This window comes from Nonomuraea sp. NPDC049625 (assembly GCF_040675285.1).
Taxonomy (GTDB): Bacteria; Actinomycetota; Actinomycetes; order Streptosporangiales; family Streptosporangiaceae; genus Nonomuraea; species Nonomuraea angiospora_A.
Genome location: NZ_JBFAOQ010000028.1, coordinates 1 through 13,732 on the forward strand (window position 1 = coordinate 1; position 13,732 = coordinate 13,732).

12 protein-coding genes are annotated in these 13,732 nt (G+C 67.9%); 4 read left to right on the forward strand and 8 right to left on the reverse strand.

Annotated features, from left to right (window positions below; translation table 11 throughout):
• Positions 1-743 precede the first annotated feature (743 nt).
• Positions 744-998 carry a hypothetical protein gene (locus AB0J87_RS59130; protein WP_363984028.1) on the forward strand — a complete coding sequence of 85 codons (255 nt, stop codon included), beginning with the start codon at positions 744-746 and terminating at the stop codon, positions 996-998.
• A gap of 62 nt (positions 999-1,060) precedes the next feature.
• On the opposite strand, the gene AB0J87_RS59135 is transcribed toward AB0J87_RS59130, so the two are convergent.
• Positions 1,061-1,945 carry a helix-turn-helix domain-containing protein gene (locus AB0J87_RS59135; RefSeq protein WP_363984030.1) on the reverse strand — a complete coding sequence of 295 codons (885 nt, stop codon included), beginning with the start codon at positions 1,943-1,945 and terminating at the stop codon, positions 1,061-1,063.
• Positions 1,946-2,147: 202 nt separating this feature from the next.
• Positions 2,148-2,303 carry an alpha/beta hydrolase gene (locus AB0J87_RS59140; RefSeq protein ID WP_185067641.1) on the reverse strand — a complete coding sequence of 52 codons (156 nt, stop codon included), beginning with the start codon at positions 2,301-2,303 and terminating at the stop codon, positions 2,148-2,150.
• Between the two features lie 201 nt (positions 2,304-2,504).
• Here AB0J87_RS59140 and AB0J87_RS59145 point away from each other — a divergent pair, with 201 nt between their 5' ends.
• Positions 2,505-2,663: a hypothetical protein gene (locus AB0J87_RS59145; protein WP_350727986.1), complete on the forward strand. Its 159-nt coding sequence runs from the start codon at positions 2,505-2,507 to the stop codon at positions 2,661-2,663.
• Positions 2,664-2,680: 17 nt separating this feature from the next.
• Here the strand turns inward: AB0J87_RS59145 and AB0J87_RS59150 are convergent, their stop codons facing one another.
• The 6 genes from AB0J87_RS59150 to AB0J87_RS59175 all read right to left on the reverse strand — a co-directional run bounded on the left by AB0J87_RS59150 (position 2,681) and on the right by AB0J87_RS59175 (position 8,546).
• Complete coding sequence (locus tag AB0J87_RS59150; RefSeq protein WP_363984033.1) at positions 2,681-3,493, reverse strand: class I SAM-dependent methyltransferase; 813 nt, start codon at positions 3,491-3,493, stop codon at positions 2,681-2,683.
• A 20-nt stretch (positions 3,494-3,513) separates the two neighbouring features.
• Positions 3,514-5,124 (reverse strand): ABC transporter permease, encoded by a 1,611-nt coding sequence (locus AB0J87_RS59155; RefSeq protein WP_363984035.1) that lies wholly within the window; start codon positions 5,122-5,124, stop codon positions 3,514-3,516.
• On the reverse strand, positions 5,121-6,047 hold the full coding sequence (locus AB0J87_RS59160) for an ABC transporter ATP-binding protein (RefSeq protein WP_363984037.1): 927 nt from the start codon (positions 6,045-6,047) through the stop codon (positions 5,121-5,123). Before AB0J87_RS59160 ends, AB0J87_RS59155 begins: the two co-directional genes overlap by 4 nt.
• A gap of 33 nt (positions 6,048-6,080) precedes the next feature.
• A complete protein-coding gene (locus tag AB0J87_RS59165; RefSeq protein WP_363984039.1) occupies positions 6,081-6,731 on the reverse strand; it encodes a TetR family transcriptional regulator in 651 nt (216 codons plus the stop codon).
• Positions 6,732-6,931: 200 nt separating this feature from the next.
• Positions 6,932-7,588 (reverse strand): integrase core domain-containing protein, encoded by a 657-nt coding sequence (locus AB0J87_RS59170; protein WP_363984184.1) that lies wholly within the window; start codon positions 7,586-7,588, stop codon positions 6,932-6,934.
• A 55-nt stretch (positions 7,589-7,643) separates the two neighbouring features.
• Positions 7,644-8,546 (reverse strand): transposase, encoded by a 903-nt coding sequence (locus tag AB0J87_RS59175; protein ID WP_363984041.1) that lies wholly within the window; start codon positions 8,544-8,546, stop codon positions 7,644-7,646.
• A gap of 1,146 nt (positions 8,547-9,692) precedes the next feature.
• Here AB0J87_RS59175 and AB0J87_RS59180 point away from each other — a divergent pair.
• The gene (locus AB0J87_RS59180) at positions 9,693-10,349 is read left to right on the forward strand and encodes a hypothetical protein (protein WP_363984043.1); all 657 of its coding nucleotides are present in this window, start codon (positions 9,693-9,695) and stop codon (positions 10,347-10,349) included.
• A gap of 490 nt (positions 10,350-10,839) precedes the next feature.
• Entirely contained in the window at positions 10,840-13,587 is a 2,748-nt protein-coding gene (locus tag AB0J87_RS59185; RefSeq protein ID WP_363984045.1) for an AAA family ATPase, read from the forward strand.
• Positions 13,588-13,732: the final 145 nt, after the last annotated feature.

The following is a 13,732-nucleotide window of genomic DNA, read 5'->3' on the forward strand; positions in this document are numbered from 1 at the left end:
GGCTGCCTCCAGCTTTACTCCGCCGCTACGACGGCGAAGGAATGGATGGTCTTTCACCCCCATCCGGAACTAACCGCACCTCGTGGCGCACTTGTTCTCGTCACACAGACATGATCACGAGCGGCTGCTCTCGTTGTACGGGAATCCCATCAGAAGAGGGCATCGACCAGCCGCGCGTCATCCCAGCTCACACAGCGAATGGCGGCTGCCGTAGTAGAATCCACGAATATTTCGCAGTGTGTCTACACGATGCCGTGGAGCCCAGCGATCTCGACCTCCGATACTGGTAGAAACCGAATGATCGAGTGACCGCCTATCGCCGGGAGCGGCGGTGTGGGCCGTGACGCCCCCTCCCGGAGGTGGCACCGAACCGTCACCTCCGGGAGCGCCTGGCCGTGCCCGCCAACGCCCTGGATGGCTTGTGTTCCGGCCTCAGACCGCGTCTCGCCCCGGTCCTCTGCCCGGCCGGACGGCGCTACAGGGCTGGCGTGACTTTCGCTCGCCCTGGCAGACGCCGGCCGTGGCCGACCGACTCGGCGCGCTCGGCGTCGGCTGGACCCGCACCCGTGAGGCACTGAAGGCGGCTGTGGGCTGGACACGTCCGGCCACCCGGCTGGGCCGCGGCGGCCTCGCAACCTCCCACCCATGCTCGTGCGCGCCGGATCGTATGACCCCATGCCAAGAGGCCATCGACCGGGCATTCGTTCAAGACGCTGGCGCGCGGTGACGGTGACAGTGGAGCCATGAGCCACGACATCATCCAGAACGCCTTCCAGGCGCTCGCGAGCAACGACCCCGATCGCATCGCCGTGGTCTTCACCGAGGACGCCGAGTGGCTGTCGCCCCAAGGAAACGCCACCGCCGTCGCGCCCGAGGCGAGTGACCATATGGTGGGTAGGAAGGCGATCGTACGCTTCTCCGCCGAGGACTTCCCCGCCTGTTCACCCTTGACGTCGGCGTCACCTTCCACGCATCCCGTACCGACGGCGACCGGGTGACCGTGGAGGCGACTATGACGGCGACACCCTGGTCTTCCTGGCCGTCTGGCCGGTCGCCAAGCTCAGGAGCGGCACGCCGTTCCGGACCTGAACTCGCGCGGCGACACGCCATAGGCCGTGCGGAAGGCCCGACTGAAGTCGCCCGGCCGGCCGAACCCCCAGCGGGCAGCGATCTCGTGGATCGGCACGTCGGCCAGGGCGGCGTCGGCGAGGTCACGGCGTATGCGCCCGAGGCGCTGGTCGCGGATCCACGCCGAGACCGTGTCGCCCTGCTCCTGGAACAGCCGATGGAGGTAGCTGACCGAGAAGTGGTTCGCCGCCGCGACCGTCCGCGGGCTGAGCTCGGGATCATGCAGATGGCGCTGAATGTAGGCACGTATGCGCAGGCCAAGGGCCTCCCGTTGGGAGCTCGACCGGGGGCCCTGCTCGGATTCGTGCAGACTGGAGAAGCACGCGGCCACGAGATCCACCAGCACCATCCCGAGCCGCTGCCCGTCCGCCGGGTTGAGCGACAGTTTCTCGTCGGACAGTTCCTCGATGAATTGTTTGAGCAGCCCGCTCATTCCGCCGTCGACGGACACGCCGTGCCCGAGGAGAGCAGCCATCACGTCACCGCGCAGCGGCAGCAGCGGCTTCGGGATGGCGAGCATGACCAACTCCAGATGATCACGTCCGTCGGTCTGCAAGCTCATCTCCTCCAGCCCGGCGAGGTCGTGCGCGTAAAGATCACCGACGGTTACGGTGTCCTGCAGCCCCGACCAGGTCGCGTTCACGGTGCCGTGCAGCGGCACAATGAGATGGACCACGTCCTCATGCTCGGTGCCCGCGCGGCACGGCTCGCGTTGAGCCGTCACCGGATGAAACCTTTTCACCTCCAGCACGGCCACGCCGAGATCGAGCACACGTGCGCTGGCGCAGAGATCCCCCCTGTCGATCTCCCGGCTCATATCCGCGCCAGCGGCCCAGTCTCTCCAAGTCATCACACGCGAACGAGACGTTTGTTCTCCATTCACCCGTATCCTCATTTCTCAAAGTCAGCGCAGAAGTCAGCGTTACCGGTGTATTTCGGGATGTCCAGCGCAGAGAATCGCCGAGATCTCAGCGCAGCATCCACAATCTCGATCGCGAGGTTCTCCCCAGTTTTTGGGATCAGCAGATCGGGACGTTTGCTTTTGCGACGGCGGCCACGTGGGCCGGATGGGTGAGCTGTGGATGATGGCCGGTTCCGGGGATGACGGTCACCCGGGCGTCGAGGGTGGCGTCGATCAGCGGATCGAATTCGCCGGTGACGAGGCGAACCGGCACCGGGCAGGTGGCGGCCAGTGTCGGTAGCTCGGCGCGTTCGCTGTGCCGTTGTGCTCGGTCGAGCCACCGCGCGGTTGCGCGTGCTCGACCCCGAGGTGAAGCTGACCGTCGACACCCTCGGCGGCGTGGTCGTCGCCCTCGGCGCCACCGAGATCGCAGGCCGCGCGCAGCTGTTCTCCGGCTCGGCCACGCGGGCGGGCGGTGCTGGTCAACGGCCTGCCCGGGATGCTCTCCTGGCGCGAGGACGGCACTTCACTATCGGTCCTCATATTCATCGTCGCCGACGGACGGATCACGGGCATCGCGGCCCTGGTCGACCCGGCCCGGCTGGCGGCGATGGACCTGCCCGGCCCGGCGTGAGTCGCCGGCCGGAATCGTCAGAAACGGTAGTGCGCGACCGTGGTGCCCAGCCTGGAGAAGGCCGCGCTGAGCGCCGACAGTCGGGTCCACAGGCGCAGGGCCGGAGGGAACTGGTCGACCTCGGGCTCCCGAGTGAGCAGGATGTGCCGGATCAGGGTCAGTCGCGGGTTCCACCGTACGGGGTCGAGGCGGTCGAAGCCGGGGGACTTGAAGAGCGGGACCAGGAACCGGCTGCCGGAGTAGTGTTTCGCTGCCCAGACGGTGAATCTGGTGTAGACGTTGAACGCTATCTCCCCACTGGGAAAGTGGCTGGTGAGACGGTCCAGCAGCGTGATCATCTCTTCCTGGGAGAGAAAGGGCAGCACGCCGTCGGCGACGATCACGGCGGGGCGGTCGGCGGGGAGCGCCTCCAGCCAGCCGGGCTCGGTCAGGTCCGCGCCGATCCTGTGCGTGTGCGGCCGATCGGGGATGACCCGGTGCCGGGCGTCCACGACTTCGGGGAAGTCGACGTCGTACCAGTCCGCTGTGGGCGGCGGGTCGATGCGGAGGGCCCGGGTGTCGAGGCCGGCTCCCAGATCGATGCCGATCGCGTCGGGGTGGCGGGCCATGAACTGCTGGGCCACCTCGTCCAGCTTCTTGGCGCGCTGGGCGACGTCGATGGCCGAGGCCGCGCTCCAGCGGAGTTTGCGGTGGTCGTAGCCGGTCTTGTGGATGATCTCGTAGGCCATGCGGTCGCCGAGTATGGGGCGTGGCAGGCGGCTGTCGAGCGCCCGGCCGCACAGCGTCACCCACAGGGTTTCCTGCAGCGGGGTCAGGGTAGGAAGGGTCACCCCCATGATGTCCTCCAGGCTCAGGTGGTGGGCATGTCGCGTCGGGTGAATCCGGCCAGACCGGCCGCGACGAGGGCCGCCGCGACGACGGTCATGACGATCAGTGGCGTGGCCGTCATGACCCCGCCGGGAAGTTTCGGTACGTGCTCGAAGACCGACAGGTTGATGACCCACTGGTCGAGCTGCAACTCCAGGCCGACCCAGCCGAACAACATGCTCACCATGGCCACCGCGAACGTGCCGGCGACCAACCGGGGCAGCAGACCGAACAGGGCGAACGCGACTCCGGTGAACACCCACACCACAGGGAGTTGCACGAGAGCGGCGGCCAGGAGGCGGGACAGCTCACGGGCGACGTCGCCGGTGTTGAGGCCGTGCGCCAGACCGGCGGCCGTCCCGAAGGCGATCAACCCGAGCACTGGGCCGAGCAGTATGAACGCGAAGTGGCTGCCCGCCCAGCGCAGCCGGCGCACCGGGGTGGCCAGCAGGGGCTCGGCCCGCCCGTCGCGCTCCTCGTTCCTGAGCAGCAGCGCGGCCTGGATGGCGAAGCCGGCGCTGACCAGGCCGAGCATGGTCATCATGGGGGCGAGGAACTGGTCGACGAGCGTGCCGGGACCGCCGAGCCGGGCCAGCGCCTCTCGGGCCGCGGCGCCACCGTTGTCCATCAGCGTCCCAAGGCTCGCCGACATCGCGCCGACCACGAGCCCGACCAGGGCGAGTCCGGCGAGCCTGCTGATCAGCGGCCCGCGGTGCAGCCGCCAGGCCAGCGCCAGCGGGCTGCGCAGGCGGGGTCCGGCGGCGGCCGGGCCCAGGCGGGCCTGAAACATGCCGGCGCCGAGGTCGCGCCGCTCCGACAGCGCCACGGCCAGCACGATCAGCGCCAGCACGGCGCCGGCCGCGAGCGTGAGCACCCACCAGCGTTCGCCGCTGTAGGGCCGCAGCGCCTCCGCCCAGCCGAGCGGCGTCATCCAGGACACCCAGGCGGGCCCGTCACCGGACTGCGCGGCGACGTCGCCGACGCCGCGCAGCAGGATCGCGGCGCCGAGCGTGCTGATCCCGATGGCGCGCGCGCCTCCCGCGCTGGTCGTGAGCTGCGCTGTCACCGCGCCGATCGAGGCGAACGCGCAGGCGGCCACCGTGAACCCGAGTCCGAGCGCCAGGGAGCCGGCGGCGGGCAGGCCCTGGCCGATCAGCGCCACCGCCGAGGCTATGCCCAGGACGAGGGCGGCCCCGCAGGTGACGATCAGGGTGGCGGCCAGGTCGGCGTGGCGGGACACTGCTGTGGCCCCGACCAGTTCGCGCCGCCCGGCCGCCTCTTCCGTACGCGTGTGCCGGATGACCGTGAGCAGGGCGAACAGCGCGACCATGAACGTGACGAATCCCGACCGCCAGGCGACGAGCTCGCCGAGGCTGGATCCGTTCAGCACGCCGTAGGCGATGGTGAAGGCCCTGGTGTGGACGCTGGTCTCGTAGTAGTGCTGGCGGGCCTCGGCCGTGGGGTACGCGCCGGTGAAGGCGCCGACGAACACCACCGGGATCATGCAGATGAAGGCCACCCACAGCGGCAGCAGCACACGATCGCGCCGCAGCACCAGGCGGATGAGCTTTCCCGTGCCGGCGAACGCGTTCATCGTCCTGCCTCCGTGTGCCGACCCTTGACGTTCGCGCGGTCGTAGTGCCGCAGGAACAGTTCCTCCAGCGTCGGAGGCCGGCTGACCAGGCTGCGCACGCCGACCTTGGTGAGGTGGCGAAGTGCGAGGTCCAGCGCGGCGGCGTCGACGCTGAAGCGTACCCGGCCGCCGTCGGCGCGCAGGCCGTGCACGCCCGGCAGGCCGGCCAGCCCGTCCGGTGGGGCGGCCAGCTCGGCGTCGATGGAGGTGCGGGTGAGGTGCCGCAGCTCGGCCATGGTGCCGGTCTCGACGGTACGGCCGTCGCGGATGATCGTGATCCGGTCGCAGAGTGCCTCGACCTCGGAGAGGATGTGGCTGGACAGCAGCACCGTACGGTCACCCGCGCGCCGCACCTCTTGGATCGTCTGCCGGAAGACCTCCTCCATCAGCGGGTCCAGGCCGGAGGTGGGTTCGTCGAGGATGAGCAGCTCGGCGTCGGAGGCCAGCGCGGCGACCAGGGCCACCTTCTGCCGGTTGCCTTTGGAGTAGGTGCGGCCCTTCTTGCGCGGGTCGAGGTCGAAGCGTTCGATCAGCTCGTCCCGGCGCCGCCGGTCGAGGCTGCCGCGCAGCCGGCCGAGCAGGTCGATGGCCTCGCCACCGGACAGGTTGGGCCACAGGGTGACGTCGCCGGGCACGTACGCCAGGCGGCGGTGCAGCTCAGCGGTCTGTGTCCAGGGGTCGCCGCCGAGCAGCCGGGCGGTGCCCGCGTCGAGGCGCATCAGGCCCAGCAGGATCCGGATCGTGGTGCTCTTGCCCGCGCCGTTGGGCCCGAGGAAGCCGTGCACCTCGCCAGTCCGTACGACGAGGTCGAGGCCGTTCAGTGCCCGTGCCGGGCCGAACGACTTGACCAATCCGGCCATGGAGATGGCATCGGTCTCAGTCATCATGGGTGTCCTTATGTGGTGATGAGGAGAGGGCTAGAGATCGTCTCCCCGCTGGGCCTCCCAGGCGGCCTGGGCGGCTTTGAGCATGGTGTCGTCGGCGTACAAGCCGTGGGTGTAGATCTCGAGCATGGGCAGCCCTATGCGCCGCAGCACGTCGGGACCCATCCGCTCGAAGCCGAGCGCGCGGGTCAGGGGTGGCGCCATGGTCAGCGTGGCCAGGCTCACCAGCACGGTGAGCACGGCCAGCGCCCGCACGTCGGAGGACCGGCGCATCGAGCCGCCGGCGATCCCGTCCCGGAAGAGCTGCTCGGTCTCCTCCACCAGCGTGTTGACGAACGTAGTGGCCGCGGAGGAGTCCTCCTCGATCGCGCGCACCATGTACTGCACATGGAGGCGGTACTCCTCCGAGTCCGACAGATATTCCTGGGACAGATCCCGCACGCCGACCAGGTCGGCCACGGTCCGGGCCCTCCGCACCAGGATCTGCAGGACGTGCTCGTCGCAGACGCTCCGCAGGTTGTCCTTGCTGCCGAAGTGCCGGATGACCAGGGCGGCGCTCACCCCCGCGGTGGCCGCGATGGCGCGCAGGTTCGTCTTCTGGAAGCCATCGCGGGCGAAGTGCGCGATGGCGGCGTTACGGATCTTGGCCTGGGCGGTCAGATCCGCCGAAGTGGCTGAACACACGTTTACTATAGTAAACACGTGTTCAGCACCGTGGCAACAGGGGTCAGAACGTGGTGAGGATGATCTTTCCGTAGACATCCTGTACCGCTCGAATATTGGGTTACGTCGGCTGAGCTGCAGTTAAGCGGTGTGGTGGTATTCGTTGATCACACCTGCGACGACGGGTCTTCGGCGAACGGTCCGCAGGTCGTCAAGGTCGGTCACGTCGCAGGCGGGCTGCGTCGTGGCATCCGGGGCCGTTGGTACTGGGACTGATGTGGCCGGTGCCCGTTGTAGTGGATCAGATACTCGCGGAGCACGAAGGTCAGGTGGCGTTCACTGAGGATCAAGATCCCGTCCAGGAGCTCGCGGCGCAGGGTGCCGATGACCCGCGCACAGATGGCGTTCATCCTCGGCGTCCGCGGCAGGGCGGTGATGGCCCGTAGCCCTTCAGCTGTGAAAACCTCCCGAAAGGCGGAGGTGAAGAGCGGGTCCCGATCGTGGATCAGGAACCGCAGCTCGGCGATACGGTCACCCACGTCCATGACCAGGTTACGGGCCTGCTGCACCATCCACGCCCCGGTCGGGTGCGCGGTCACTCCGGCCAGGTGCGATCGCCGGGTGCCGTGCTCGATGAAGACCAGCACATACAGCCCCTTGAGCAGCACCGTCTCGACCACCAGGAAGTCGCACGCGATGATCGCATGGGCTTGAGCGGTCAGGAACTGCCGCCAGGTCGGCCCGGTCCGGCGGGGCGCCGGATCGATACCGGCCGCGTGCAGGATCTCCCACACTGTAGATGCTGCGATCGTGTCGCCCAGACGGGCCAACTCGCCCTGGATCCGCCGATGCCCCCAGGTCGGGTTCTCCCGCGCCATCCGCACGATCAGCGCCTTGACCGGCCGGCGAGTGCGAGGGCGTCCCGGCCGTCGTCTATCGGTGAAGGTCCACTTGTGTGCTACCAGGTGGCGATGCCGGCGCAAGATTGTCGCCGGGGCGACCGGAAACACCTCCACCCATCGGTGCGATGGACCAGCCGCGACATTGCGAAAGCCGTACACGCAGCCGGGCTTTGAGCTTGATGACTCGGCTGGTCCCCTCGCTCTTGGCGTTGGTGATCCCGGCGGGAAGGAACACCTCGATCTCGCTCTGCCAGGCCTCGACGGTCGCGGCGAGCGTCACGAGCTCGGGCAGGTAGGCGTGGTCGGCGCACCAGGCGTAGAAGGCGTGCAGGCGGTGGCTGATCTGCGAGCGGGCAGGGTGGGTGCGGGCCAGGGCGAGCAGATCGCGCAGTTTCTCCTTGGCGAGCCAGCCGGCCGGGATGTGCCACCCGTAGGTGCCGATCCTGGTCAGGTCCCGTTCCAGGACGCTGCGCTGCTGATCGGTGAGCTCTTCGGCGGTCGAGCGCAGCAGCCTGCGATGATCGTATTCGGGATCGCCCTTGCGGCCCCGGCGCCCGCGCATCTTCCATGTCATCCGCCTGCGCAGCTCGGTGAGCTTGGCATTGGCCAGCTGCACCACGTGGAAATGATCGACGACGATCCTCGCGTGTGGCAGCGCAGCGCGGATCGCCGAGCGGAATATGGCACACATGTCGATGGCCACATGAGTGATGGCGCCACGCCAGGTGGCGGGCTGGACCGTCAGCCAGGCGGCCACCACGGCCGAGACGCGGCCCTCAACCTGGCCCAGCAGCCCCTGGCCGCCGGTCAGGTCGGTGAAGCCGACATGCCACCGGTCGACGACCTGCCGATATTTCCGGTGTCGGGATTCTGCTCCCAGTGAGGCCTGCCACGGCGGATCTTGCCACCCATCCACCTCCACGATCTCCGCCACGGCGCCACCTCACTGATGCTGGCCGCGGGGGGAGAGAGATGAAGGTCGTGCAGGAGACGCTGGGGCACACCTCCAGTTCCTTCACCGCCGACACCTACACCTCGGTTTCCCCCAGGTGGCGGTGGCTGCGGCGAAGAAGACCGCAGCCCTGCTGCTCGCCGAGGAGGAGGACCAGGAGGAGCCGGGAGAGGTGATCCCGCTGCGGGCCTGACCCGCTCCATCAGGAGACCGGCCTCGTGATCGCCGCGCTTGCACGGCGGGACGGGGCCGTTTCCTTTGCCAAGGAGGTCCCCAGAAGGCCGATGTCGATCATGGTGTGTGCGGGTTTGGTGCGCGCGAGCACGCACGGAGCACGGAAGCGCTAGACGAAAATTCTAGAACGCATTCGATCCCGCATAACCACAGGTCAGACCATGATCAAAGCGCGCCCCGCAGGATTCGAACCTGCAACCGTCGGATTAGGCAGTCGAAGTCCCCAGAATTCGTGCGCGAGCCCTACCGAAGTTTGAGACAAGGCATTCTGTACATGTTCAGCAAATCATTGGCAACGCGCTGCTTTCGATAAATCAAGCGTTGGCCGCAAACGCGATCGAACATAAAGACGAGATCAAGCTTCGTTTCGACTCGTCTCGACAGCGCAGACATCGGAGTTGCGAGCACTGCGACCATCGGATTAGAAGCAAGATCTTTTGGTGCCGCGCCGTGCCGTTGGGTGACGGTTCGTGCCACCTCAGCGCGTTTTGCGTGTCAGGCGATGCCGGGTGCTGACGGCGTGTGACGGGGCGTACGAGCACGCACCGAGCACGGCTGACACCCTATTCGATGATTGCATAGACAGGCCCTCGGAATGGATCCCGCGCTCCAGCCATGCTGGCACCATCTATAGGTGACGGTCGCAGTGCTCGGCACGCGCTTTAACCCGTACGCCCCTCAATGATTTCCGCGGCGCAGGTGCCCGCTCCGATCGAAGTCGTCGCTGGTTCCGACAGCGCGGCGGCGCTTCGGGTGGTCGGGCGCTGGCATATCAGGACGCAGCGCCACGGCCGCTGGTAGCCGCCCCACGCGTGTCGCACTAGGTCCATAACCATTGTTTACCAAGGAAAGCAGCGGCCTCTAATGAAGTGCAGACATCTCCGTCTTCTGAGGGTGACCCCGAGCCCGGCGATCAGAACCGGCCCGCCGGCCGAGACGCTCTTCGCATGGGGGTCGGACCTCCTCAAGGGGTTCGCCGCCGGTGCCGGCATCGTGCTCACCGTCCTGTTCGGGTGGGCGATCGTCGTGGGCTTCATCCTCGGGATCGTCGGCACGCTGCTCGGCATGGACCCGAACACCCCCGAGTTGGACAAGCTCTTCGAGGACTACTTCGAGCCGGTGTACTACGGCCTGCCGGGCCTCGCAGTCGTGGTCGGGGGCGGCGGCTGGGGGATACTGAGCCTGCTGGAAAGGCACAAGGAGCGGGCGGACCGGCACACGATCGTGCTGGAGACCAGGGCCAAGGCCGTCCAGGATGTCGTGCGCGAATCGGCGAGCGTGTCGCAGGACCTCGACCGGGAGATCGCAGAGAAGCTCGCCCGGCTCGACGAGCTCGACGCCCGTCTCGAAGAGGTGCGTAAGGAAGTCCTGCTGACGGAGGAGCAGACCAGGATGGTGGACGTCGTCATTGGCAAGCGCCTGGTCGGCCAGGTCAAGGCGCAGCTCGTGCAGCAGGTGGTCTTCCTGGTCCTGACCTTCCTGCTCGGCTTCGTCGTCAACTGGCTGTCCACGCCGGCGCTCGACACGCTGCGGGACTGGCGGACCACCTGAGCGTCCCGAAGGCCGCCACAATCGCGTTACCCGCCCAATCCAGACGCGTCGCACGCCGTTCTACAGCCAGCGGCACTTACGCAAGCACTCAAGCTAGTTAACCGTCTGCTCAACAGGTCTAAGCCATCGCTTAAAAAGCGATCTCTGGAAATCGAAACTTGCGGTCACGCCAGGCACATACCGGGTACCTCTTGCCCGGCTCCAGGATCAGCCGGCGCGCGAGGCCGCTGTTGGGTCACCGGGACCAAGCCGCCTGGCCGTTGGTCCCGATTATGGATGGCGATCCCGGTTCGGCGACAAGCGTGGGCTGCCGACGCCGATCAACCTCGCACCGGCCAGGGGTATACGGGTAGGTAGCGCACATAGCGCGTCGCCGGCGAGCATCAGATCATGATCGGCCATGGCCAACCGAGCCGCATTGACACATCCCTCACTTCGCAGGCATATGGGGAATGTGGATGCGCCAGCCGCAGACTTCAGGCCTCCCCTCGTGGGCCGTGACGAGCCACGCCGACGCATCACCGCGCTGATAGACGGATTGAACCAGACCCGAGGCAGCGCCTTGGTGATCTTCGGCGAGCCTGGGATCGGCAAGACCGCGCTGCTGGAGTACGCGGGACACGCAGCGAAGCATTGCACCCTTCTGCGTGCGACCGGGTTGGAGTCGGAATCAGAGCTGCCGTTCGTTGCGTTGGGCGATGCCCTCCGTCCACTGCTGCCGCGGATCGCGAAGCTCCCCGCGCCGCAGGCGGAGGCATTAAGAACCGCACTCGTGCTGGACGCAGGCGAACGGCCGGCCGCGTTGTTCACGATCTGCATGGCCACCTTGACATTGCTCACCGACACCGCGGAGGAACGGCCCGTCGTCCTGCTCGTCGATGACGTGCAATGGCTGGACCCAGCTTCCGCGGTCGTCTTCTCCTTCGTCTCTCGGCGGCTGGCCAATGACCCTGTGGCCGTGCTTTTCACGCTTCGCGACGGTCCCGCGTCACCGCTGGACACCCGCGGGCTGGACCGGCTGCAACTGAGCGGGCTGGACGCCGAGCACACAGGCCGCCTCGTCGAGCAGCTCTGCGGCTGGGCCGTCCCACCGGCGATCGCCAGCCGCCTGTGGCGGGCGACGGGCGGCAACCCGCTGGCGATACGCGAAGTGACCGCACGGCTCGACAAGTCGCAGCTGCGTGGCCTGCGCCCGCTCCCGGACCCGCTCCCCCTCGGCCCCGATCTGGTCCAGGCCTTCACCGATCATCTCCAGCCGATGCCGATGAGTACCCGAACCGCGTTGCTGGTGCTGGCCCTGGCCACACCACCGGAGCTGCCGGTGCTGCTCGGTGCCCTGGAGCGACTCGGCCTGCCTCTCACCGCCCTGGACCCTGCCGAGGAAGCGGGGCTGATCGTCACTGAAGGTCAGCACGTACGATTCTTCCATCCCGTGATCCGCTCGGCCGTCGAAATGGCAGCGACCGGAACGGCGCGGCGCCGCGCTTACTACGCGCTCATCGGCGCGTCCGAGGGCGACACCGCACTGAGCTACCGGGCGGCCGCAGCAACCGGGCCCGACGAGCGGCTCGCCGGTGAGCTGGAGGCGGCAGCGCAGCGCATGCGCGATCGATCCGGGTTGGCTACGGCGGCACGGGTCATGCACCGTGCTGCTGAACTCGGCACGAATCCAGAACGCCGGACCCCACGGTTGCTCCAGGCGGCGACGGACGCCCTCAACGCCGGCTACCTGGATGAGGCCACCGCGTGGCTGGATGAGGCACGCGCGGCCACCACGGACCCGTGTACATTGGCCGACATCGACATGCTCCGCGGCCGCGCGTTGGCCATCCGTGCTACGCCAGACCTCGCCCAGCGCGTGTTGACCAGCGCGGCGCAGGCGGTCGAGGCAACCGATCCGGGCCGAGCCGCCCACCTCCTATGCGAGGCGACCTTGCCGATCTTCACGGAGGGCCGGATCCTCGTCGCCGAGGAGACCAGCCGGCGCGCGGTACGGCTGGCGACGGTCGCCGCCGACCCACGCGTGCTCAATCGAGCCAAGGTCGTCCTGGCTCAGGCCCATGTGCTCGGCGGGAACGTGGCGGCCGCTCGATCGGTGCTGGCAGCCGCCACGAGCGTGCTGAGTCCCGTCGAGGACGCACTGGTCCAGAGCATGGTGGGCATCTGCCACTGCTGGCTCGAGGAATACGACCAGGCACGGCGGATCCTGGATGGCGTCATCGATTCAGCCCAGCACAACGGTCGTCTCGGGGTGCTGGCTCCCGCCCTCAACTACCGCAGCGAGATCGCACGGTGCACCGGCAATTGGGCGCAGGCGTATGCCGACGCCGAGCAGGCGCTACGCCTGGCCCGTGAGAGCTGGTCACCCATGGCACTGAGTCTGTCGGCCGTACTGCTGGCACGCTTGGACGCCGCGCGCGGCCAGGCCGCTCTGGTGACCGAACGACTTGGACAGGCAGCGAAGAACTCGGGCCCGCAGGGCATGGGTGGCCTGCGGATATGGGAGGGCGGGGTGAGAGGGCTTCTGCATCTGGCCATAGGCGCTCCGGAGCAGGCGATCGGAACTCTGGAGCCGATTCGCAAGTTCGCGCGCCAGCACGGGCTGGGCAACCCCAACATCGTTCTATGGGAGCCCGACCTTGTCGAAGCCTATTGGCGGGCCGGACGCCCGGGGGAAGCCGCGGAGCGGCTGGCCGAACTGGATGCGAGCGCGAAGGCGACAGGCCTGCCCACGCCGCAAGCGGTGGCGCAACGTTGTCACGGAATGCTGGCCGGCCGTTCAGAGATGGACTCCCACTTCGCGGCTGCGGCCGCCCTGCACCTGAGCGCCCCGAACCCCTTTGAACAGGCCAGGACCGCGCTCTGCCATGGCGAAGCGTTGCGGCGTCACCGACATCCTGCCTCCGCACGGCCACTGCTGCACGAAGCGCTTGCCACGTTCAACCGGCTCGGCGCCCTGCCCTTCGCCCGGCGGGCAGCGGCGGAACTGGCCGCAGCGGGCGGCCAGCCGGTCGACACGATCCGCGAGGAGAGCCCACTCCGGCAGCTCACGCCGCAAGAACTGCAGGTCGCCACAGCGGTGGCGCGAGGATTGAGCAATCCGGAGGTCGCTGCCACGCTGTTCATCTCCCGCAAGACGGTCGAGGCCCACCTGTCCAGCGTGTACCGGAAGTTAGAGCTGTCCTCGCGAACGCAACTCGTGCGATACCTCGTCCGCGTCGAGACCGACATGGCGTGATCGCCTGGGCCCTGGCCGCGCGTCTCAGCCTCCACCCCGCATATACGCCGGCAGACGCCTGAGCGGAGCATCATGCTGAGACCTGCCGTAGGCGTTGGGTCGGCTCTCCGGATCGCGCCGAGTCTAGGGATTTCCCCGATGCTCG

What these genes read in the sequence shown, in the direction of transcription:
- AB0J87_RS59135 (WP_363984030.1), bottom strand. Translation starts at nt 1,945, where the DNA reads ATGAGCCGGGAGATCGACAGGGGGGATCTCTGCGCCAGCGCACGTGTG.
- AB0J87_RS59160 (WP_363984037.1), bottom strand. Translation starts at nt 6,047, where the DNA reads ATGACTGAGACCGATGCCATCTCCATGGCCGGATTGGTCAAGTCGTTC.
- AB0J87_RS59170 (WP_363984184.1), bottom strand. Translation starts at nt 7,588, where the DNA reads ATGGCGCGGGAGAACCCGACCTGGGGGCATCGGCGGATCCAGGGCGAG.
- AB0J87_RS59130 (WP_363984028.1), top strand. Translation starts at nt 744, where the DNA reads ATGAGCCACGACATCATCCAGAACGCCTTCCAGGCGCTCGCGAGCAAC.
- AB0J87_RS59155 (WP_363984035.1), bottom strand. Translation starts at nt 5,124, where the DNA reads ATGAACGCGTTCGCCGGCACGGGAAAGCTCATCCGCCTGGTGCTGCGG.